Origin of the sequence: Haloarcula vallismortis ATCC 29715 (assembly GCF_000337775.1) — an archaeon.
GTDB lineage: Archaea > Halobacteriota > Halobacteria > Halobacteriales > Haloarculaceae > Haloarcula > Haloarcula vallismortis.
The window spans coordinates 57788-78203 of the sequence record NZ_AOLQ01000042.1 but is presented as its reverse complement, the minus strand read 5'-3'; the positions used below and the strand labels follow the sequence as shown (position 1 = coordinate 78203).

General features: G+C 61.9%; 19 protein-coding genes and 1 pseudogene. 17 read left to right on the top strand and 3 right to left on the bottom strand.

What is annotated here, in order from left to right:
• Window positions 1–131: 131 nt before the first annotated feature.
• The 5 genes and pseudogenes from C437_RS10960 (at window position 132) to C437_RS10940 (ending at window position 5631) form a co-directional block, all read left to right on the top strand.
• Window positions 132–2904 (top strand): annotated as a pseudogene (locus tag C437_RS10960) (PAS domain S-box protein).
• A gap of 153 nt (window positions 2905–3057) precedes the next feature.
• A complete protein-coding gene (locus C437_RS10955) occupies window positions 3058–3417 on the top strand; it encodes a DUF7344 domain-containing protein (protein WP_004517019.1) in 360 nt (119 codons plus the stop codon).
• A gap of 79 nt (window positions 3418–3496) precedes the next feature.
• Complete coding sequence (locus tag C437_RS10950; RefSeq protein ID WP_004517018.1) at window positions 3497–4258, top strand: aldo/keto reductase; 762 nt, start codon at window positions 3497–3499, stop codon at window positions 4256–4258.
• 142 nt (window positions 4259–4400) lie between these two features.
• Window positions 4401–5231 carry a cruxhalorhodopsin Chop3 gene (gene choP3 / locus C437_RS10945; RefSeq protein ID WP_004517017.1) on the top strand — a complete coding sequence of 277 codons (831 nt, stop codon included), beginning with the start codon at window positions 4401–4403 and terminating at the stop codon, window positions 5229–5231.
• Between the two features lie 217 nt (window positions 5232–5448).
• Window positions 5449–5631: a hypothetical protein gene (locus C437_RS10940; RefSeq protein WP_004517016.1), complete on the top strand. Its 183-nt coding sequence runs from the start codon at window positions 5449–5451 to the stop codon at window positions 5629–5631.
• Window positions 5632–5889: 258 nt separating this feature from the next.
• Here C437_RS10940 and aspS read toward each other — a convergent pair whose 3' ends face one another.
• On the bottom strand, window positions 5890–7194 hold the full coding sequence (gene aspS / locus C437_RS10935; RefSeq protein WP_004517015.1) for an aspartate--tRNA(Asn) ligase: 1305 nt from the start codon (window positions 7192–7194) through the stop codon (window positions 5890–5892).
• Between the two features lie 188 nt (window positions 7195–7382).
• Between aspS and C437_RS10930 the strand changes: the two genes are divergently transcribed.
• The 6 genes from C437_RS10930 (at window position 7383) to C437_RS10905 (ending at window position 13037) form a co-directional block, all read left to right on the top strand.
• A complete protein-coding gene (locus C437_RS10930; RefSeq protein WP_004517014.1) occupies window positions 7383–8282 on the top strand; it encodes an ABC transporter permease in 900 nt (299 codons plus the stop codon).
• On the top strand, window positions 8279–9028 hold the full coding sequence (locus C437_RS10925) for an ABC transporter ATP-binding protein (protein WP_004517013.1): 750 nt from the start codon (window positions 8279–8281) through the stop codon (window positions 9026–9028). The genes C437_RS10930 and C437_RS10925 overlap by 4 nt, the downstream gene beginning before the upstream one ends.
• Entirely contained in the window at window positions 9025–9597 is a 573-nt protein-coding gene (locus tag C437_RS10920; RefSeq protein WP_004517012.1) for a hypothetical protein, read from the top strand. The genes C437_RS10925 and C437_RS10920 overlap by 4 nt, the downstream gene beginning before the upstream one ends.
• A gap of 149 nt (window positions 9598–9746) precedes the next feature.
• Window positions 9747–10238 (top strand): Lrp/AsnC family transcriptional regulator, encoded by a 492-nt coding sequence (locus C437_RS10915; protein WP_004517011.1) that lies wholly within the window; start codon window positions 9747–9749, stop codon window positions 10236–10238.
• A gap of 127 nt (window positions 10239–10365) precedes the next feature.
• Window positions 10366–10830 carry an NAD-binding protein gene (locus C437_RS10910; RefSeq protein WP_004517010.1) on the top strand — a complete coding sequence of 155 codons (465 nt, stop codon included), beginning with the start codon at window positions 10366–10368 and terminating at the stop codon, window positions 10828–10830.
• 2 nt (window positions 10831–10832) lie between these two features.
• Window positions 10833–13037, top strand: a complete 2205-nt coding sequence (locus tag C437_RS10905; protein WP_004517009.1) for an amino acid permease — start codon at window positions 10833–10835, stop codon at window positions 13035–13037.
• Here the strand turns inward: C437_RS10905 and C437_RS10900 are convergent, their stop codons facing one another.
• Window positions 13038–13751 (bottom strand): phosphoglycerol geranylgeranyltransferase, encoded by a 714-nt coding sequence (locus C437_RS10900; RefSeq protein ID WP_004517008.1) that lies wholly within the window; start codon window positions 13749–13751, stop codon window positions 13038–13040.
• A gap of 154 nt (window positions 13752–13905) precedes the next feature.
• Here C437_RS10900 and C437_RS10895 point away from each other — a divergent pair, with 154 nt between their 5' ends.
• From C437_RS10895 to C437_RS10880, 4 genes are all read left to right on the top strand, one after another.
• Window positions 13906–14382: a hypothetical protein gene (locus C437_RS10895; protein ID WP_004517007.1), complete on the top strand. Its 477-nt coding sequence runs from the start codon at window positions 13906–13908 to the stop codon at window positions 14380–14382.
• A gap of 61 nt (window positions 14383–14443) precedes the next feature.
• The gene (locus C437_RS10890) at window positions 14444–14845 is read left to right on the top strand and encodes a Rieske (2Fe-2S) protein (protein WP_004517006.1); all 402 of its coding nucleotides are present in this window, start codon (window positions 14444–14446) and stop codon (window positions 14843–14845) included.
• On the top strand, window positions 14842–15030 hold the full coding sequence (locus C437_RS10885) for a hypothetical protein (RefSeq protein WP_004517005.1): 189 nt from the start codon (window positions 14842–14844) through the stop codon (window positions 15028–15030). Before C437_RS10890 ends, C437_RS10885 begins: the two co-directional genes overlap by 4 nt.
• A gap of 152 nt (window positions 15031–15182) precedes the next feature.
• Window positions 15183–16577 carry an MEDS domain-containing protein gene (locus C437_RS10880; RefSeq protein WP_079992062.1) on the top strand — a complete coding sequence of 465 codons (1395 nt, stop codon included), beginning with the start codon at window positions 15183–15185 and terminating at the stop codon, window positions 16575–16577.
• 4 nt (window positions 16578–16581) lie between these two features.
• Here C437_RS10880 and C437_RS10875 read toward each other — a convergent pair whose 3' ends face one another.
• On the bottom strand, window positions 16582–19065 hold the full coding sequence (locus C437_RS10875) for a DNA topoisomerase I (RefSeq protein ID WP_004517003.1): 2484 nt from the start codon (window positions 19063–19065) through the stop codon (window positions 16582–16584).
• A 221-nt stretch (window positions 19066–19286) separates the two neighbouring features.
• Between C437_RS10875 and C437_RS10870 the strand changes: the two genes are divergently transcribed.
• On the top strand, window positions 19287–19832 hold the full coding sequence (locus C437_RS10870; protein WP_004517002.1) for a hypothetical protein: 546 nt from the start codon (window positions 19287–19289) through the stop codon (window positions 19830–19832).
• Window positions 19833–20002: 170 nt separating this feature from the next.
• Complete coding sequence (locus C437_RS10865; RefSeq protein WP_004517001.1) at window positions 20003–20299, top strand: hypothetical protein; 297 nt, start codon at window positions 20003–20005, stop codon at window positions 20297–20299.
• The last annotated feature ends 117 nt before the right edge of the window (window positions 20300–20416 follow it).

Below are 20416 nucleotides of genomic sequence, written 5' to 3'. Positions count from 1 at the left end.
GCAGGAAGCGTGCTGTCCCGGTCACTCACCTATTGTGGTCGCCAATAATGTAGAATAAGTGTCAGTTAGACACTGTCGCCGCCGAACAGTTATTATCCCTCAGTAAAGTGGTTGAACAGCATACCAGGGTGATGATCGGAAACGACCTCGACGACGTTGCGTTTGCGGGAGCGAGACAGGCCGGCGCTGCCAGTCGAGACATCGAAGTCGTGTATCTCGATACTGACGCGACAGCACGAGAGCGGATACACGAGGGGCTGGCGGACCACCACGCCGACATAACAGTCACAAGCGTGGCGACGACAGATGCGGCACTCGAAGCCGCCGCGTCGACAGTGGTTTCCTGTCTTGTCCTTGACCCCGCTGGTCTGGGCGATATCCCGGACTCGCTAGTGTCGAACGACCGCTATCCGGTCGTCCTCTACACCGACGCCACGACGCCGGACAGCGTTGCGACTGTCTTCGACGATGCGGAGACGGTCGTTAGGAAACGGGGGGGACGAACAGCTGACGTTTCTGGCGGAGAAGATCGTCAGCGTAGTGTCGGCGTCGGCTGACCGGACCGAGTCTGCGCTACAGGATGCGGTATCCGGAATCGAATCGCGTGCTGAAGCGAGCGAAATCGCTGTCCTTCTGGCAGATGACGGGACGGTACAGTGGTCGAGCGAAGCGGTGTCGGCGTTCGTTGATGGCCTTGACGATACCAGCCGCGTCGAGCGCTTCTACGACGCGATGAAGGCAGCACTTCCCGATACGTCAAGCGGCCGTCGGCAGTTACAGCGGCTTCGTGACTCCGCAAGTGAACCGGTTGCCGTCCGGATTCCGGGCGGCGAACGCGACCAATACCTCCTCCGACGCGGGCACGAGCTACCGGACGCCGCGGGGGGACTCACGCTTGTCCTGCTGCGAGATATCACCGGCACCGCCCGGCGTGATACCCGCATTGCGCTGCTGGATCGCCTAGTCGAGCAAGCACAAGATGGTCTCTACACGCTCGATGAACGTGGTGTCATCGACTTCTGCAACGAGTCGTTTGCGGTGAATCTCGGGTACGAACCGGCTGAACTGTGTGGCAAACACGCTTCGGAAGTGCTGGCACCCGGTGAGCTCTCGACGGGGCAGGCGACTGTGGAAACGTTGCTCGAAGCACCTGAGGGGGAGGGTACAACTGTCGATCTGACGTTTTGTCGGAAAGACGGCACTGAACGGGACGTATCAATCAACTATACGTTGCTTCACGACGAGAATGGCGGCTACAATGGGCTGATCGGCGTCGCCCGAGATATCACGGAGCGCTGTAACCGCGAGCGCGAGTATCAGGAGATGACCGAGCGATTGAATTTCGCACTCGAGGGCGCGGAACTCGGTGTCTGGGACTGGAACCCGAAAACTAACGATGTCACCTTCGACGAGCGCTGGACGGGCATGCTCGGCTACACGAGAGATGAACTGGAGCCACACTACGAGACGTGGGCCGACCTCGTCCATCCAGACGACCTCGACCGAGTGGAACAGGCGCTCGCGGAACTGAAGTCCGGTGAGATCGAACTGTATCAGAGCGAGTTCCGGATGCGGACGAAAGACGGGGACTGGCGATGGATTCGGGATATCGGAAAGGTGTTCGAGTGGAACGACGACGGCGAGGCGATCAGGGCAGTCGGAATCCATCAGGACATCACTGACGAACGGAAGCGACAGAATGCAATCGAACGACAGCGCGACGAACTGGCGACGCTCAACGGGGTCAATATGGCCATACAGGACCTCATTTACGCTTTAGGTAGTGCCGCGACCCGTCAGGAGACTGCTGAAACGGTGTGTGAGCGCGTTGTCGAATCCGACCTCTGTGAGCTAGCGTGGATCGGCGAGCGAGCGGGCGCGAACGACAGTCTCGTCCCAAAAACGGTGGCCGGCGACGACGACGTTTTTCTCGACGACCTCATCGTTAGTGACGGGAACGACCGAGTCCTGTGTGAAACAGCCCTCGTGACAGGGACGGTCCAGACGGTACAGGACTGTGGCGATCCAACCGAATTCAAACAGTGTGGAGCCGCCGCTCGCGAGCAGGGGTTCAAATCTGCCGCAGCGATTCCGCTGGTTCAGGGGAACACCGTCCACGGCGTTCTCTGTGTGTACGCTGACCAGCCAGCGGCGTTCAGTGGTCGAATAGCCGACAGTTTCGCCGTCCTCGGTGAGATGGTCGGATACACACTTGCCGCGGTCCAGAACAGGCAACTTCTGTCTGACGATGCCGCGCTTGAACTGATATTTGAGTCAGACTGCGCTGACATACCCTTTGTCTCGGCAGCGAATGCGTACGGATGCAGACTCGAAGTCATCGAGTCTGTCGAGACTGAGCCGACACATCTGGTCTATATCTCCGTGCATGGGGGGCCGCCCGATGCAGTCTCTGCGCATCTCTGTTCGCACGCGGACATCCTCGGTTCGCGGGTCGTCCGTTCAGACGATGCCAGCGGCGTTATCGAACTTCAGGTCACAGAAACCATCCAATCGCTGCTTCTGGATGTCGGTGCCCGTTGCCAGACGATAGTTGCCGATGCCGGGACGCTCTCGATTACTGTCGAGGCCTCACCGGATGCTGACACTCGGGCGATACAGGACGCAGTCTCTGACCGGATGCCGGGTATCACGCTGAAGGCAAAGCAGGAGCGCGCGCAGACAGGCGACATACCTGACGTTGAGAGTGACCCACGCAAGCACCTGACCGAGCGTCAGGAAGAAGTCCTCAGAACGGCCTTCCTGACGGGCTATTATGACTGGCCTCGGGATACTAACGCCGAGCAACTGGCAGACAGGCTCGGTATCGCGTCACCGACGCTCCATCAGCACCTCCGGCGGGCGCAGCGGAATCTCATCGATGCTGTGTTTGAAACGTCGCACTGAGCCATGGTGACACCGTCAGCGAGCGGAGCTTATGCGTCAGACGGGTACCTAGTCCTCTAGGTACAAAGTTAATACTGGATAGCGCTGTTAATTTCACGTGCACAAATGAGCAACCAAAGGAATGTTGGGTATCAAAGTGACCAGTGGCGAGGGATGACACCGTCAGACAGAACGCTGTCTACGGCGGATGTAGATGACGTATTCAAGATCTTGGCTGATTGGCGGCGTCGTGCCGTCTGTCGCTACTTTGCGAACGATGACCGGACGGCCGCTGACGTTGGGGCGCTCGCATCGGCAATCTCGGAGCTGGGGGGCACGAGCACGGTCGATGCAGCAGACACATCACCCGCGGCTATCCGAACACAGCTCGAAGAGGAGCACCTCCCGGTGCTCCATCGAATTGGACTCATCGACTACGACGAGCGAAGCGGCGCAGTGAAGTACTGGGGTTCGCCCACCGTCGAAAAGTGGGCCGACCACGCGGCGGCTGTCACGCAGCGGACCGACTTCTAGCGGACCGACGGGCCGCATCTGGGGGCTGTCGCCTGTCGGAGCCGCTACTGCTTTTTAATGCGGGTGCCAACGCCGGAGCATGGACCTCCCACCGGTCGGACTCGGCACGATGGGTATCGAGAACGAGGCTGTCGTTCGGACAGCTATCGACTGCGGCTACCGCCACTTCGACACCGCACAGATATACGACAACGAGGCCGTCGTGGGTGCAGGCATCGCCGATGCCGACGCCGACCGGGCGGACCTGACTGTCGCGACGAAACTCTGGATCGACGCGCTCGGGGCGACCGCCGTCCGTCCGAGCACGGAAGCCAGCCTGGAACGGCTCGGACTCGACGCCGTCGACCTACTGTACGTCCACCGGCCGCGCGGCGACTACGACCCCGAAACGACGCTGCCCGCTGTCGAGGCTGTCCGCGAGGCGGGACTGGCCGAGCATGTGGGACTCTCGAACTTCGAACCGGACCAGTTGGCCGTCGCGCGCGAGTTCCTCGACGGGATCGACGCACATCAGGTCGAGTTCCATCCGCTGTTCTGGCGTAAATCACTGCTCACTGACGCCCAGAAACACGGCTACCCGCTGGTCGCGTACGCACCGCTGGCCGGCGGTCGCGTGTTCGAGGACCCGACTATCGCGGATATCGCAGACCAGCACGATACGTCCCCTGCTGCGGTCAGCATCGCCTGGGTGACCAGCTACGACAACGTCGTCACGATTCCGAAGGCATCCTCCCGGTCCCATCTCGAAGCGAACCTCGCCGCCGCTGACCTCCAGTTGACAGACGCCGATATCGCGCGCATCGAAGCTATCGACCGTGAGGAAGAACTGTTCCCGGAGTGAGTTCACCCCGGAGCGGGCGGCTATCACCCGCTACCCTGTTACTGCCCGAGAGCGGATACTGGTTTCGGAAATTCGAAAATAAACCGAATACCGATACCGTTTGGCTATGCGGTCTTAAGTCAGTGTTTCGTATATAGAATGTATGCCAGCTGCCAGTACCGCCGCAACGACACTACTTCAGGCGTCACAGTCCGAGGTGCTTGGGGAGATTCAGTCGAACTTCCTCCTGAACTCCTCGCTTTGGGTAAACATTGCGCTTGCGGGAGTCGTAATCCTCCTGTTCGTCGCAATGGGCCGCGAACTCGAATCGTCACGGGCGAAACTCATCTGGGTCGCAACGATGTTGGTTCCGCTGGTATCGATCTCCAGCTACGCCGGTCTGGCCTCGGGGCTGACAGTCGGGTTCCTGCAGATGCCGCCGGGTCACGCACTCGCCGGTCAGGAGGTCCTGTCGCCGTGGGGCCGCTACCTGACCTGGACGTTCTCGACACCGATGATTCTCCTGGCGCTGGGCCTGCTCGCCGACACTGACATGGCGTCGCTGTTCACCGCCATCACGATGGATATCGGGATGTGCATCACCGGGCTCGCAGCCGCGCTCGTCACCTCATCGCACCTGCTGCGCTGGGTGTTCTACGGTATCAGCTGCGCGTTCTTCATCGCAGTGCTGTACGTCCTGCTCGTCGAATGGCCGGCCGACGCTGAAGCCGCCGGGACGAGCGAGATATTCGGGACGCTCAAGCTGCTGACCGTCGTGCTGTGGCTCGGCTACCCGATTCTGTGGGCACTGGGCTCGGAAGGCGTCGCGCTCCTGAGCGTCGGCGTCACCTCGTGGGGCTACTCCGGCCTCGACATCCTCGCGAAGTACGTCTTCGCGTTCCTGCTCCTGCGCTGGGTGGCAGCTAACGAGGACACCGTCACCCAGGCCGGGATGAGCCTCGGCTCTGGGGGCGCGGCCCCGGCGGACGACTGAGATACGCGTCGAGACGCGAACGCTCCACTTTATTTTGTCCGTTCTATACACCTCTCGACCGCTGTTCTTCCCAACCGCGCCCACTCAGTACCCTTCGTGGTGGCCACCCAATCAGCGGCCGTGGCTGTCGCAAGTGGCACTCACCGGCGTTCCGGGTCGTTCACAATCCACCGAAGTCAAAAACGAATATGATACAACGTTCAATTGACTAGTCTGTATGCCCTCCCCTTTCGAAAACCCGGTCGTTCGCTACGGTATCCCACTGGTCAGCGTCACGGTAGTTGCGGCTGTCGCGTTCCTCTTGCTTGAGGGAACGATACAGTATGTCGCACTCGGTATCGCTGCGCTCGAAGTTGTGGTCGCACCACAGATTCTGAAACAGGCGGCGTCGAACGCCTAGTCGCGGACAGGTCGTCCCAGTGGTCCAGTTCGGTTATCGACCTGTGGCTGTCCACTTCTGACAGCTATCGATTGCTATCTATACCTGCTGTGAGACAGTGCGCTCGCGTGTCGCTACGCTCCCGCTCGCTTTACCGAGGTTCTTCGCTGCGGTCAGAACCTCGCTCCCTACGGAGAGAGTCGCTGTCTGTCTCGCGGGAACACTGTGAGACTCGCTCCGCTCGCCTCACAAGCTCCCGCTCAATAGTCGCGTCATCGCCTACGGCGACAGACGCTGCCGATCTCGCGGGAACAGCACCGCTTCCCGAATGTTTTCCAGCCCGAGCATCGTCATGATGAGGCGCTCGCCGCCGAGGCCCCAGCCGGCGTGGGGCGGCATGCCGTACTTGAACATCTTGGTGTAGTACTCGAAGGCCTCTGGGTCCAGGCCCTGCTGCTCGAACCCTTCGACGAGGTGGTCGAAGCGGTGTTCACGCTGGCCGCCAGAGACCAGTTCCATCGACGGATGCATCATGTCGAAGCCAGTCGAGACTTCTTCGTCGTCGTCGTGGTCCTTGATGTAGAACGGCTTGATCTCGCTCGGCCAGTCGGTGATGAAGTAGTGCTCGCCGACCTCTTGCCCGAGGACGTGTTCGGCCTCCGTCGAGAGGTCGTCGCCCCACACCAGCGGCTCGTCGAGCTCGCCGGTGGCGTTGATTTTGTCGAGCGCCTCCTCGTAGGTGAGCCGCGGGAAGTCACCTTCGGGAGCTGCGAACTCGTCTTCGAGGCCGAGCGCTTCGAGCTGGTTCTGACAGTTCTCGGCGACGCCCTCGTAGGCGGACTTGACGACGTGCTCGCAGGCGTCCATCGCTTCGGTGTGGTCGTAGAAGGCCGACTCGAAGTCGATAGAGGTCGCCTCGTTGAGGTGCCGCGGCGTGTTGTGCTCCTCGGCGCGGAAGATCGGGCCGATCTCGAAGACGCGTTCGAGGCCGGAGCCGACCATCAGCTGCTTGAACAGCTGCGGGCTCTGGTTCATGAACGCTTCCTGACCGAAGTAGGTGATGGGGAACAGCTCGGTGCCGCCCTCGGTCCCCGTGGCGACGATCTTCGGCGTGTTGATCTCTGTACAGTTGAGTTCCCGGAACGCCTCGCGGACCGACCGGAGGACTTCCGCGCGGATCTCGAAGATGGCCTTTACTTCGTCCTTGCGGAGGTCGAGCGTGCGGTTGTCGAGGCGGGTCGGCAGTTCGGCGTCGACCTTGCCCGACGGGTCAAGCGGCAGTTCGGGGTCGGCTTCCGAAATCACGTCGACGGACGCCGGCGTGACCTCGACACCAGTGGGCGCGCGCGGCTCCTCTTCGACGTCCCCGGTCACAGAGATGACCGATTCGCGCTGGACGTTCAGCCCCGTCTCGACGAGGTCGTCGTCCATCTCGTCTTTCTCGAACTTGACCTGTATCTTCCCGGTGGTATCTCGAAGAATGAGGAAAGCGATTCCACCGAGGTCTCGGATCTCGTGGACCCAGCCGGCGACGGTGACCGTGTCACCCGGCGTCGCGTCCGCCGTGTATGTTCGGTTTTCCATGGCTGTTCGTTCTTGTGGCCACAACTTAAGAACAGTCTTTCGAGGCGAGGGGAATCCGTTCTCGGAACAGCGGTTGGCCGCGAGAAAATACAACACCTTTGGGTCGACCGAAGCGATAGCGCGCTTCTGTGTAAACATAGCAGCCGTTGGTAGTGTATTTTATATGATATACTTTCAAACCCGACCACATGGCCCTCCCCCGATGGTTTCCCGTTGCACGGAAAGAGGCGGTCACGTTATTCAAATCGAAAGCAATCTGGACACTTGCGCCCCTGCTCGTCGTCTGGGGGTATGGTCCAACCTACGAGAGTTGGGACGTGCTTGGCCCGAACGTCACGGTCGGCTTCGTTCAGGTAGCCGGGTCGGTCCTCCTCCCGCTCGGTGTGCTGTTGCTGACGTATCGGTCGATTATCGAGGAGCGCACGTCGGGCAGTCTGAAGTTTCTGCTTGGACTGCCACTTACCCGGACTGATATCCTTGTCGGCAAAGTCTGCGGTCGGAGCGTCGGCGCTGTGGTGCCGTTCGCTCTGTCGACAGTCGTTCTCGGAACCATTGGCGGCGTCAAGTTCGGGCTGTTCTCCCCGTTACGTTTCATCGGCGTGTTTCTGGTGACGGTGCTGTATATCGTTGTGCTCGTGTCAGTCGCAACAGCGGCATCGGCAGTCACGACCAGTGCAGTCCGTGTGACTGGCGCGCTGTTTGGCGGTTTCTTTCTGCTTTTGACGCTGGGGTGGAAACGCATCGGCGTCGGTATCTACTCCGCCGTGACCGGCAACGCAGTCAATCCGTTTGACCCGCCGGCTGACGGCCTGTTGTTCGCAATCCTCCGAGTTTCGCCGGGGCGCGCGTACCGAACAGTAACGAACTGGATACTCGGAGTTGGAAACTCCGGTGGCCAGTACACGTCAGTCATCGACGTGCTGTATCGCGGTGTCTCAACCAACGAGTACGTCGTTGATGCAGCCTTCAGCGGACAGGCAGTTCCGGTCTACCTCCACGAATCGCTCGGCCTCGTCATACTGCTCTTCTGGGGTGTCGTCCCGCTAGTACTGGCCGGCTATCGGTTCAAGCGAGGTGACCTCGCATGACGCCGCCGGCAATCGAGACCGACGAGCTATCGAAGCAGTACGGCGAAACTGTCGCGATTGATGCGCTGAATATGACTGTCGAACAGGGCGAGGTGTACGGCTTCCTCGGCCCGAACGGCGCTGGCAAGTCGACCACAATCAATCTGCTGATGGATTATATCAAACCAACGTCGGGGACGGCGCGCGTTCTGGGCCACGACCCGTGGAACGATGTCGTCGCCTGTCACCAGCGCGTCGGTATCTGTCCGGACCGCTTCGAGACGTATGAGTCGCTGTCCGCGCGGCGGCATCTCGAACTGGTAATCGATACGAAGCGTGCGGATGACGACCCGCGAGCACTGCTTGAGCGTGTCGGACTGGCCGACGCCGTCGAAAGGCCCGCCGGCGAGTTCTCACAGGGCATGGAACAGCGGTTGGCGCTCGCAATGAGTCTCGTCGGGGCACCGGATCTCCTGATTCTCGATGAGCCGTTCACCGGGCTTGACCCTCACGGCGTCGCGCTGGTTCGGGATGTTGTCGAAGCTGAGTCCGAACGCGGTGCGACGGTGTTCTTCTCCAGTCACGTTCTCGGGCAAGTCGATCTGGTCTGTGACCGCATCGGGATTCTGTACGAGGGGGACCTCATTGTCGAGGGGACCCTGCCGGCGCTCCGGGACACCTGTGACCTTTCGTCTGACGCGACAGTCGAGGACATCTTCATGACATTGACTGACGGCTCCGCCTCCACTACGGAGAGAGATGCATGAATCGCCGCCAGTATCTGACCGTGTCGACGGCGGCGCTGTCCGGTCTCGCCGGCTGTCTCGGCGATACCGAGTACACTATCTCCAGCGTGGAAACCGAAGGCGATTCGCACCCGCTCGCACTCGATGTGACAGTCGCTGACCGGAATATCGCGATCGAAAGCCCGGGTCAGCTAGACATAACGCTCCGAAACACTGGAACACAGGACGTTATGATCAAAAACACCGGCGTCTGGCCACTCGGGGTGTTAGGACTGGTGCCAGCGGATGCGTCAGAGTCCGTTGCCATCCTTCTGTTGACCGACGAGTATGAGAAGGCATCCACCGTCGAGATACAGCCAAACGGGGCAAGCAGAAGTAATGATCCACACACTGGGACGCTGGGGGCTGATGAATCCATTGAGCGGCAGTATGAACTCGACGGGCAGCGGGTTTCAGATGCCGGCACGTACACGCTGCAAGGCTACTTTGACGCAGTTCCACTCTCCTACCGCACAGGCGAGGATGCAGACTGGGTCGCGTACCACCCGTCAGTAACCGTGACACTCACCGAGCAGTCGGTGCTTTCCTGAGACACAGCGGCGTCTATACCTCGAATCTGCATAGCGGGCCGTCGTGTTGCTTGCGAGTCACAGCTGAGTGTGGAAAAGAGCCAGACGAAACCACGGCGTCCGGGACAACATCCTGAACCTTTGTACTGACTGCCGTCAAAACACTCAGTATGGCCGATCCGGAGTATCCCATCGACGACCTGGACAGGAACATCATCTATGCGCTCCAGCAGGACGCGAGACACACCTCGGCGAGTGAGATTGCCGAATCGCTTGATGTCTCGGCACGAACCGTCCGGAACCGTATCACGAAACTCGAAGAAGCCGGCGTCATCGCCGGCTACGATGTCGATGTGGATTACGAGGCCGCGGGGTATCAACTCCACACGCTCATCGTCTGTACGGCACCAATCCACGAGCGCGAGGAGGTCGCACAGCGGGCACTCGACGTGTCCGGCGTCGTCGCCATCCGGGAGGTCATGACCGGGGCCGACAACGTCCACGTCGAGGTGGTCGGAACCGACGGGAACGACCTGAGCCGTATCGGCAGGGACCTCAACGATATCGGACTGGAGGTCGTCGATGAAGACCTCATCCGCAACGAGTACACACGGCCATTCCACCAGTTCGGTCATACCGATTCCGACGCGGAGACTAAGTAGTATAATTTTCCGAAAATTGATTATATACGTATATAGATTCGGAATCGGAACTGAGGCCTAGCCATTTATCGGTTATCGGAACCAATGGGTGCGTATCGGCTGGGTAAGACCGGCTTCCACGAACCCTATGATATCTCTTACAGGACTCCGCGAACAGGTAGATGACGACGTGGACCCGCCGTCGGTACTGGTCATCAGCGACCGCCACGTCGGGTCTGCGGTCGTAACGGCATTCAGTCGAGACGCCGATACCTGTCTCGTCACCGACCACGACGGCGTTGCCGGGCAAGTACCCGACGACACCCGCGTGGTAGTCGGTGACGGGCGAAAACGTGCTGTTCTCCAGGACGCCGGGGCTGAAACGACCGACATCGCCCTTGTTTCGATGCAGACGGACCACGGTGCCTTTCTTGTGACACAACTGCTTCGGACGCAGTTCGGTGTCGAAACCGTGGTCGTCGTGCTCAACGACCCACAGCATCGGTCGGCGTTCGAGTCAGTCGCCACGGAAGTGATCTGTAGCTCGCAGGTCCTGGCGACGGAACTGGAACGCGCTGTCGAAACGACACTCCAGATGCCTGAAACCGCGTAACTATGGCCAAGGACCTGGAACGCGACCTCGGACTGCTGTCAGTGGTAGCGATATCCATCGGTGCGATGGTCGGCAGCGGCATCTTCATTTTGCCGGCGCTGGCGGTGAAAGACGCCGGGGCCGGCATTATCGCCGCCTACCTCCTCGCAGGTGTGCTCGTGCTTCCCGCGGCACTCAGCAAGGCAGAGATGGCGACCGCCATGCCCGAAGCCGGCGGCACCTACGTCTACATCGAGCGGTCGATGGGGCCGCTGCTGGGCACCGTTTCGGGACTCGGAACGTGGTTCTCCCTCTCGTTCAAGGGCGCGCTGGCGCTCGTCGGCGGCGTGCCGTATCTCGTGTTGCTATTCGACCTCCCAATCAAGCCGGTTGCCATCGGGCTCGCTGCCGTTCTCATCCTCGTCAACATCCTCGGCGCGGAACAGACCGGGCGGCTCCAGATCGGTATCGTCGCGGTGATGCTCGTGGCAATCGGCTGGTTCGTCGCTGGCGGCGGCCCGGCAGTCAACACTGCGAGCTACGGCGGGATGTGGGAGTACGGGGCGAGCGGCATCTTCGCCGCGACCGGCCTCGTGTTCGTCTCCTTCGCCGGCGTGACGAAGATAGCCTCTATCGCCGAGGAGGTCGAGGACCCGGACCGTGTCATTCCGCTCGGGATGCTCGGTTCGCTCGCCTTCACGACGCTGCTGTACGTGCTCGTCGTCGCCGTCGTCGTTGGCGTCATCCCGCTCGACCAGCTCGCCGGGAGTACGACGCCGATTGCAGACGCGGCCGAGGCGACGCTTGGCACCGCCGGTATTGCGGCCGTGGTTCTCGCGGCGATTCTGGCGCTGGTCAGCACGGCCAACGCCGGTATCCTGTCCTCGTCTCGCTACCCGTTCGCGATGAGCCGCGACGGGCTTGCACCCGAACTGTTCAGCACGGTCAGCGACCGGTTCGGGACGCCGGTGACCGCAATCACGCTGACCGGCGGTGTGATGTTGCTCCTCATCCTCTTCGTTCCGATTCTGGAGATTGCGAAGCTCGCGAGCGCGTTCAAGATTCTCGTGTTCGCGCTCATCAACGTCGCGCTCATCGGCTTCCGAGAGAGCGACGCCCCTGACTACGACCCCTCCTTCGAGGTCCCGCTGTACCCATGGACGCCGATATTCGGTACCATAACTGGATTCGCCTTGCTGACGCAGATGGGGCTAATCGCGATGGTCGGAGCTGTCGGCATTGTCGTCGTCAGCCTCCTCTGGTATCTGGGGTACGTCCGACCGCGGGTCACCAGAGAAGGGGCGATCAAAGAGTCCGTCCGCCGGAGCATCGGCGACCGCGCCCTCGACCAGACCGAAGAGTGCCTCGACAAAACGGCAGAGGCCTCCGTGCTTGTCGCGCTCCCCGAAGGCTCCTCGCGACAGAGCGAAGCGACACTGCTGGAAGTCGGCGCCGCGCTCTCGCCCGACGACAGCCGTCTCTCCGTCGTCCAGTTCGACGAGGTCCCCGATCAGCAGCCCCTCGATTACGCTTCGGGCGTGCAGTCCTCTGACGACCTCGAATTCGAGTCCCGGACCGATGCGCTGGCGGCCGAGTTCGATGTCCCCGTCGAGTACGGCGAACTCGTCAGCCACCATCCGGAGCGGGCCGTCGCCAACGCCGTCGAGGAACGAGACGTCGACGTACTCCTGGTGGAACGGGGTGCGTCGTTCGAGGACTCGCTGCTGGGCGATAGCATCGACCGCATCCGAAAGCAGACCGACTGTGACACCATCGCCGTCGATGCACAGCCCCTCGAAGCGCTGGAAACCATCACCCTCGTCACGACCCGCGGCCCATATGACCCGCTGAAAGTCCGCGTCGGCAACGCCGTCGCGACGGAGACCGGGGCCGACCTCCAGTTCCTCTACCCGCTCGACGACCGGCAATCGTCCGAGGAACGGACGCAACTCGAAGCGTATCACGACGACCTGCTGGACCTCTGTGACGTGCCGACGGAGCGAACGTTTGTCGCCCGCGACGACCTTTCGGCTGCGATAGACGCGGCTGATAGCGACAGCAGCCTCCTGATACACGCGAACGACGGCGGACTCTCGGCCCGCACGTCAGACGACGATGGAACCGCGCAGTCGGCAATCGAGGACAGCGACCACGCGTCGATGGAAGTAGACAGAAAAACGCATCCCGGCGGCGTCGTCGGTCGGCTGCTCGAACGGCTGGCGTTCTAGCTATCGGACTGTCGCCGTCGCGTCTTTCGCGCCTTTTACCGTCTCTCGCACCGCATCGACGCCTTCGTCGTGGACGAGGTCGCCGACGACGATGGTATCGGCGTGCTGTCCCATGGTGCGGGCGGACTCGTAATCGTGGATACCGCCGCCATAGAACAGCGTCGCGTCGTCGAGAATGTCCGCAGCGGCGGCGACGATGTCAGTGTCGCCGAGCATCCCCGAGTACTCGACGTAGACGATTTCCTGACCCAGCAGGTGTTCGGCGGCCTCGGCGTAGGCGGCCACGTCGTCCGCATCGAGGTCACAGTTGGCCTGCGTGTAGGACGCCACCGACGCCTCCGGATTCATCACGATGTAGGCCTCGGTGAAGGTCCGCGACCAGTCGATATCGTCGTCCATGCGTATCCACTCCTTGTGCGCGCCGGTGATCCAAGCCACGTCGCCGGCGTTCATCACGACCGGGATGAGATAGCCGTCGTGACGGTCGCTGTGGACGACGGACGCGGGGTTGGACGGCTCGATGTACACGGGGATGTCGTGTTTCCCGCAGGCGTCGACGACCCGTTTCATCTTCTCCTCTGTCATACCGGTGGTCCCGCCGACTTCGATGGCGTCGGTCCCCGTCGCCGCGACATCTTCGAACGTTTCTCCGTCAACCAGCGTCTTATCGGGGTCTATCTTCACGATATGGTCCCAGTCCGCCCAGTCGCTCATACCTGCCAGACTTGCGCGTGGCCGTATAACCGCTTCGGATACACCCATCGCAGTGGGTCACGCTGACAGCCCTGCTCGGACAGACCGACTGGCGTCGGCTCCAGATATATACGTCTCCGAAGATTTATGACGGTTATGTTACAATCGTCAGACGATGACAGCGGACAAGCGCCGGTACGCCGTCACTGCCATCCGAGGTGTGCTCGTTCTCACGGGCGCTGTCGTGACGGTGGCAGTGCTGTACTCGTTCTCGACGATGCCGACAGCGTCGGCGTCCGACGACGGGTTCGTCCGCGGACTCTCGTATCTGTTCGGTAGCGTCTTTTTCATTCTCGCGCTGGGCGGTGCCGGGCTCGGCATCGCTTTGCCGTCGCTGCTTGGGGCCGAAGACGCGCTGGCGTTCGACCACTGGCAACGGCGCTGTCTCCAGGCCGCTGGCGGTCTCTTCCTCGGCGGGTTCGTCGCCGGACTGGCGACGGGGCTGCTCACCCAGTTGCAGTTCGGCCTCCTCCTGTGGCTCGTCGCCATTGTCCTCGCCGTGCTCGTCGTCAGTTGCGTGTTGATCTGGCGGCTGTTCGAACTGTTCGTTACGGCACTGGTGCGTCTCATCGCCGCGGAAGCCGGTGAGTGACGCGGACAGGATAGCCGTGCGACGGTAACGCTGATACCAGCGGCACCCTAACGCGCCAGTCGTGCAGCGACTCACCACAGTCGAGACGGTCCATGAGGACGGGTCGTGGCTGTTCACTGCCAAAGACGCATATGGCGATCTTGAAGAGGTCGTCCTCGTCCCCTGCGAGGACGGCGTCGAAGCGTGGGTCAACCGATGTACGCACGAGGCACAGCGGTTCGACACCGGGCGAGGCGTCCCGATGCGGGGCGACCAGCTCATCTGTCCCCGACACGGGTCGCTGTTCGACGCCTGTGGCGGCGGCTGCGACAACGGCGACGCCGCCGGGACGACACTCCCCGGCGTCGATATATCCGAGACCCACGGCGATGTGTTCCTCACCGACGACGACTACACGTTCGCCCACGAGGGCGGTATCGATGACGACGACGGTCCGAGTTCCACGTCCCACCTCCAACTGTGACCGACGGCCACAGCATCGACCGCGACCGACTGCGGGCGGGCGTCGTCGAGTGCCCGCTCTGTGAGCGCCAGATTCCCGAACCGGTAACGCATGCAGTCGTCTACGGTGCTGTCGACACAGTCACGGCTGCCAACGCCGACGCCGTCGAGTGTCCGGTCTGTGACGGCGTGACGTTCGTCGGGTAGTCGGACTCGCTGTCGCTGTCTACAACACACCGGTTCCGGTGGAGAGGATATATCCACTAGTGCCACAGCCCGGCGCGAATCGGACGGAGGTGTTGATTTGTTTAAATTCCGGTGGTTCGTTCACAGTCCAAGGAATAAGGGGGTTTCAACATATGATAGTAACCATGTCCGGGTCCCCGGTGAACGAGTTGGACGCCTCGGACTCGTCCGCCGCTGACAGGCGTCGGCAGTTCCAAACACAGCTCGCCACGACCGAGTTGCCCCGCCACCTTGCTCTGTTTTATCGGACGCACGCTGAACAGATACGCGTCATCACGACGTACGTCGCCCGCGGTATCCGGCAGGGCGAGCGAGTCGTTTATCTGTTCGACGAAAACGATGTGGAGACGATTCGGGACGCACTCACCGGCGTTGGGCTTGATGTCGATTCGCTACAGGCTGCCGGACAACTGACACTGATTGACGCCAACGAGATTTACTCCGACAGTGCGTTCGACCCGGTCGAGAGCGTCGACGCGTTCCGCGACATAGCGGCCGATGCCGTCGCGGACGGGTACGACGGCCTCCGCGTAGCTGGTGAGAACAGCTGGTCGTTCGGTCTCGATTGCAGTTTCGACGAGGTCATGGAGTTCGAGCACCGCTTTGACGAGGCTTGCCCGGAGCTGCCGGTCACGGCACTGTGCCAGTACAGCCTCGAACAGTTTGCGGAAGAAGCGGTGGGCAAAGCACTGCAGACCCACGAGATGATCATCTACCGTGAGACGCTCTGTACAAACCCGTACTACACCTCCCCGGAGGAAGCAATCGAGTACGGCGCGCCGCTTTCCAACGTGGCGCTACTCTTAGAGCAAACCCGCGACATTCACCAGTTCCGTAACGATGTCGAACGCCGAGAAGAGCGTCTCTCTGTCGTCAACCGTGTGCTTCGCCACAATCTCCGAAACGAACTCAATGTTATCAGCGGCCGACTGCAGTGGCTCGTGGAGCAAGGCCTGTTCGACGAAGCGGCCAGAGAACATCTCGACGCCGTCGTCTCGGCGACGGAACGCCTGTCAGCGCTTTCCGAGAACGCACGACACGTCGGCCGGACGCTCGATGACCGCCAACGGGAACCAGCAAATCTAAACGCCACCGTCGAGGAAGGCGTTGCGGACGCCGTTTGTGAGTACTCCGACCTCTCCGTCGACATTGACGCGGGACCGGAGGATACCGTCGTCGCGGATGCGACTGTCCAGACGAGTGTCCGGGAAGTGCTCAGGTGCGCTGGGACCAATCTTTCCGCCCCAACGGTCGATGTTCGGGTCGAAGCTGACAACCACTACGAAACGGGAACGGTCGAAATCATCGCTGACGACGGATTCATCGCAGAGGCGGCGATGGTCGCCTTTGAGAACGATAGCGAACGCGCGTTGGCCCACGCAAACACTCTTCGGTTGTGGGTCGCCCAGTGGACCATCGAGAGCATGAACGGCCGACTGGAGTTAAGCGGACAGCCGCCGGCGGATCGCGTCCGCCTCACGTTCCCGACTATCGAAGCGTCCCGGTAACAGCTCAGGCTTCGAGTTCGTCCTGCCAGTCCCGAACCTGCGTGGCGCTGACGCCCTGAACCTCGGTCGCGACGACATCGGGGTCGGCCTCCCGGAGCGCCGCCAGCGAGTCGACGCCGGCGTCGCCGAGTTTCTCGGCCGTCGCGGAGCCGATGCCGCTCAGGTCTTCTAGGTCCTCGACGGCGGTGCGTGCCTGATACTCTTCGTAGTTGCAGATAGGACAGCCAAGCTCCCAGGGGTCGTCGCTGTCGGCGTCGATGACCAGCTCCGGCAGGTCGTGCTCCTCACAGAACGCCTCGGTCACCGAGATGTCGCCGTTGCGGGGCAGCGGCAGCGAGTAGTCACACTCGGGGTAGCGCGTACAGCCGACGAGCCGGGAGCCAGAGCGGAGGTGTTTGATTGCGAGTTCCCCGTCGTGTTCGGAGCCGCATTCAGGACACGGCCCGATGACCTCATCCTCGCTCTCGTCGGCCTTCTCGGCCTCACAGCGGGGACAGCCGTGGACGAACGTGTCCCGGCCGGCGAGCATCTTGACGTGGTGCATGTCGTGTTCCTCGCAGTGGTCTTCGAGCACCTGCGGTTCGCCCGTCGACGGCAGCGGGAGCGTGTTGCGACACTCGGGGAAGCCGTCACAGCCGACAAAGTACGACCCCTGGCGCGAGCGCCGGACGAGCATGTCCTCGCCGCACTTGGGGCAGGGGCCGAGCGTCTTGTCGGCCTTCAGCGATTCCTGCAGGTGCTCGCCAATCTCCTCGCGGGAATCGCGCAGTTCATCGAACACCCGCTTGAGCATCTCGCGGGACTCGTCGGCCACCTCGTCGAGCGTCGCCTCGCCGTTGGCGATGGCGGTCATGTCCGCCTCCAGCTGGGCGGTCATCTCGTCGCTGACGACGTGGTCGGCGAACTCCTCGGCAGCCTCGACGACAGCCATCGCCAGTGTCGTCGGGCGGGGTGGGTCGCCCTCGATGTAGCCGCGGTCGTACAGTTTCTCGATTGAGTTGTGGCGCGTGCTCTTCGTCCCCAGTCCTTTGTCCTCCATGGTCTGGATGAGCCTCGACTGGCCGTAGCGGCGGGGCGGCTGGGTCTGCTTGGCCTCCATCCGGACCTCGGAAATGGCCAGCTCCTCGCCCTCTTCGACGTCGGGGACGTGGTTCTCGCTGGCGCTTGAGTATGGGTACACTTCGTGGTAGCCCGGTTCGACCAGTCGCTTGCCGTTGGCCTTCAGCGAGCGGCCGCCGGCGTCGGCGACGACGCGGAGGTGCTCCCACGTAGCGGCCTCGGCAACCGTCGCGAAGAAGCGCCGGACGACCAGTTCGTAGATCTCCCACTCGTCGTCGGAGAGGTCGACTTTCGGTGGAATCTCGCCCGTCGGGTGAATGGGCGGGTGGTCGGTGGTCTCCTCGTCGCCCTCGGTGGCGGTGATGTCCGCTTGCTCCAGCAGTGCCTCGGCGTCCTCGCCGAAGTGTCCGGCTCCGACGAACTCATCCAGCAGCGCGTCCTCTTCGAGGTCGTCCGGGTACACCGTGTTGTCGGTCCGGGGGTAGGTGATGTAACCGGTGGTGTACAGTTCCTCGGCGATGGACATCGCCTGCTGAGCGGAGTACCCCAGCGAACTGGCCGCGGAGATGAAGGCGGTGGTGTTGAACGGCGTCGGCGGGCTGTCGGTGCGCGTCCGGCGGCGGACACTCGTCACCGTCGCCGCGTCGACGCTCGTCAGGTCGGCGTAGGCGTCGTCGGCGTCGTCTTCGACCCACACCCGCTCGGCCTCTTTCCCGTCGTCGTCGTAGAAGTACTGGGCCTCAAAGCCCGAGCCGTTCTTCTGGAGGTCGGCGAAGATCTCCCAGTAGTCCTCGGGGTCGAAAGCCTGAATCTCGCGTTCGCGGTCGACGATGAGTTTCAGTGTCGGCGACTGGACCCGACCAACGGAGATGAAGTCGTCGCCCAGTTGCCGGGCCGATAGCGAGAGGAAGCGAGTGAGTGCCGCGCCCCACACCAGATCGATAATCTGTCTGGCCTCGCCCGCGGCCGCGAGGTCGAAGTCGATATCGTCGGGGTTGGCGAAGGCGTCCCGGACCTCCCGTTCGGTAATCGAGGAGAAACGGACGCGGTCGACGGGCGCGTCGGTCTCCTCGCGGATGAGCTCGTAGGCCTCCTTGCCGATGAGCTCTCCCTCGCGGTCGTAGTCCGTCGCGATGGTGGCCTCGTCGGCCTCACGGGCCAGTTGCTTCAACGTCGCGACGATGTTCTCCTGTGTGGGCTCTTTCGTCACGTCGGCGTCGATGAGTTCGACCGGCTCGACGTCCCGCCAGTCGTTGTACTCCTTGGGGAAGTCAACGCCGACAACGTGCCCGGAGAGGCCGACGACGCGGGTGTCCCCCCACCGATAGACGTTGACGCCGTTTTGCCGATTCGCGGATGCTCCCCCTTCTGAGAGAATCTCTGCGATGCGGCGAGCGGCGTTGTCCTTCTCGGTGATAATCAGCCTCATCGGACACCACCTGTCTCTATCATTACTCGTCGCTACGGATTCAGTTGTTCTAAAGGCTTTCGGGAAATCAGGCGACAGCGCGGGTGTGCAGGCGCTTGCGGGGCCGCTCGCGCTCGCGCGGAGGTAGCCACGACGCCTTCGTCCCGTCCCACGAAGATGGCAACACTCAGCACTACTCATCACTTCGACGCACTCTTGCCACTGCCACCCCGACTGTCGGTATGGATCGCCGGACGACCAAACTCCTCCGCGGAACCGCCGCCGCACTCGTGTTCGCAACGGCGGCGTTTCACCTCTGGTGGGGACTCCCGCGAAGCATCATCTACGCGCAGGCGATAGAGGGACTGTTCGGACGGGGGCTCCCGCCGGACCCTCGTCCGTTCCTGTTTGTCGCCTTCGCCGCGGTGTTGCTCGCCGGCCCATATCTCATCACCCGGGGCGTCATCGGCCTGCGGAACGCCTATATCGCCGGGACTGTCCTCATGGTCGCATCCATCGCCGGCTGGGTGTTCTGGCATGCTACCGGGCACGGGGCCTTCCTCGTCGAGGGGTTCTCCGCGCCGTCCTCGGGCGGCAGCGGACACCACGGCGGGAGCACTGCCATGCTGATACTGGACCACTTCAACACTGAACCGACCGAATCGGCTATCAAGACCCTCGAAGCGCTCGCTGCTGCGATATTCGTGACGCTGCTGTGGAAGGACCCCGCAATCATCCCGGGTGAGCGGCGTGAGAACGTCGAGTCGAACGCATCGAGCGACTCGTAGCGCGCGACGCAGCATAGCGGATATGTGGACAGTCTCGTCCAGTAGCCACGCCTGTAGAATTCAGGATTGACTCGGCAAGAGAACGGCGGTATCGTGACATTTATTATCAGTAGTGTGTCTTTTGTTACAGGATGGGAACTTCTATCCCGGACGTGGTATGGGACACAGGGATGGACCGGGTGTTTGAAGCGCTGTTTACCCGCCGACGCCGAATGATTCTGTTCATGCTGAAACAGCGGAGTCCGCGGCCGATTGTCGACTTTCTGCCCAGAAGTGCCGGAACCAAAAACACCGAAGCCGGACTCCGACACGACGACCTGCCCCGTCTAGCCAGTTTAGCGTACATCGACTGGGACCGGGCGGCCGACGAGGTCTCACGGGGCCAGCGATTCGACGAAATCGAACCGATGCTCGAACTGCTCGAAAATCATGCTGATGAACTGCCGGACGACTGGCCGCAGCGGTGACTACGGCAACTCAGGCTCGTCACTACGGAACCGGCTAAGTAGGACACTGTCTCAGCTCTCCAGTTCCTCGCGTAACAACCCGTTCACGTCGCCAAGGTCGGCGCTCCCGCCGGTCTT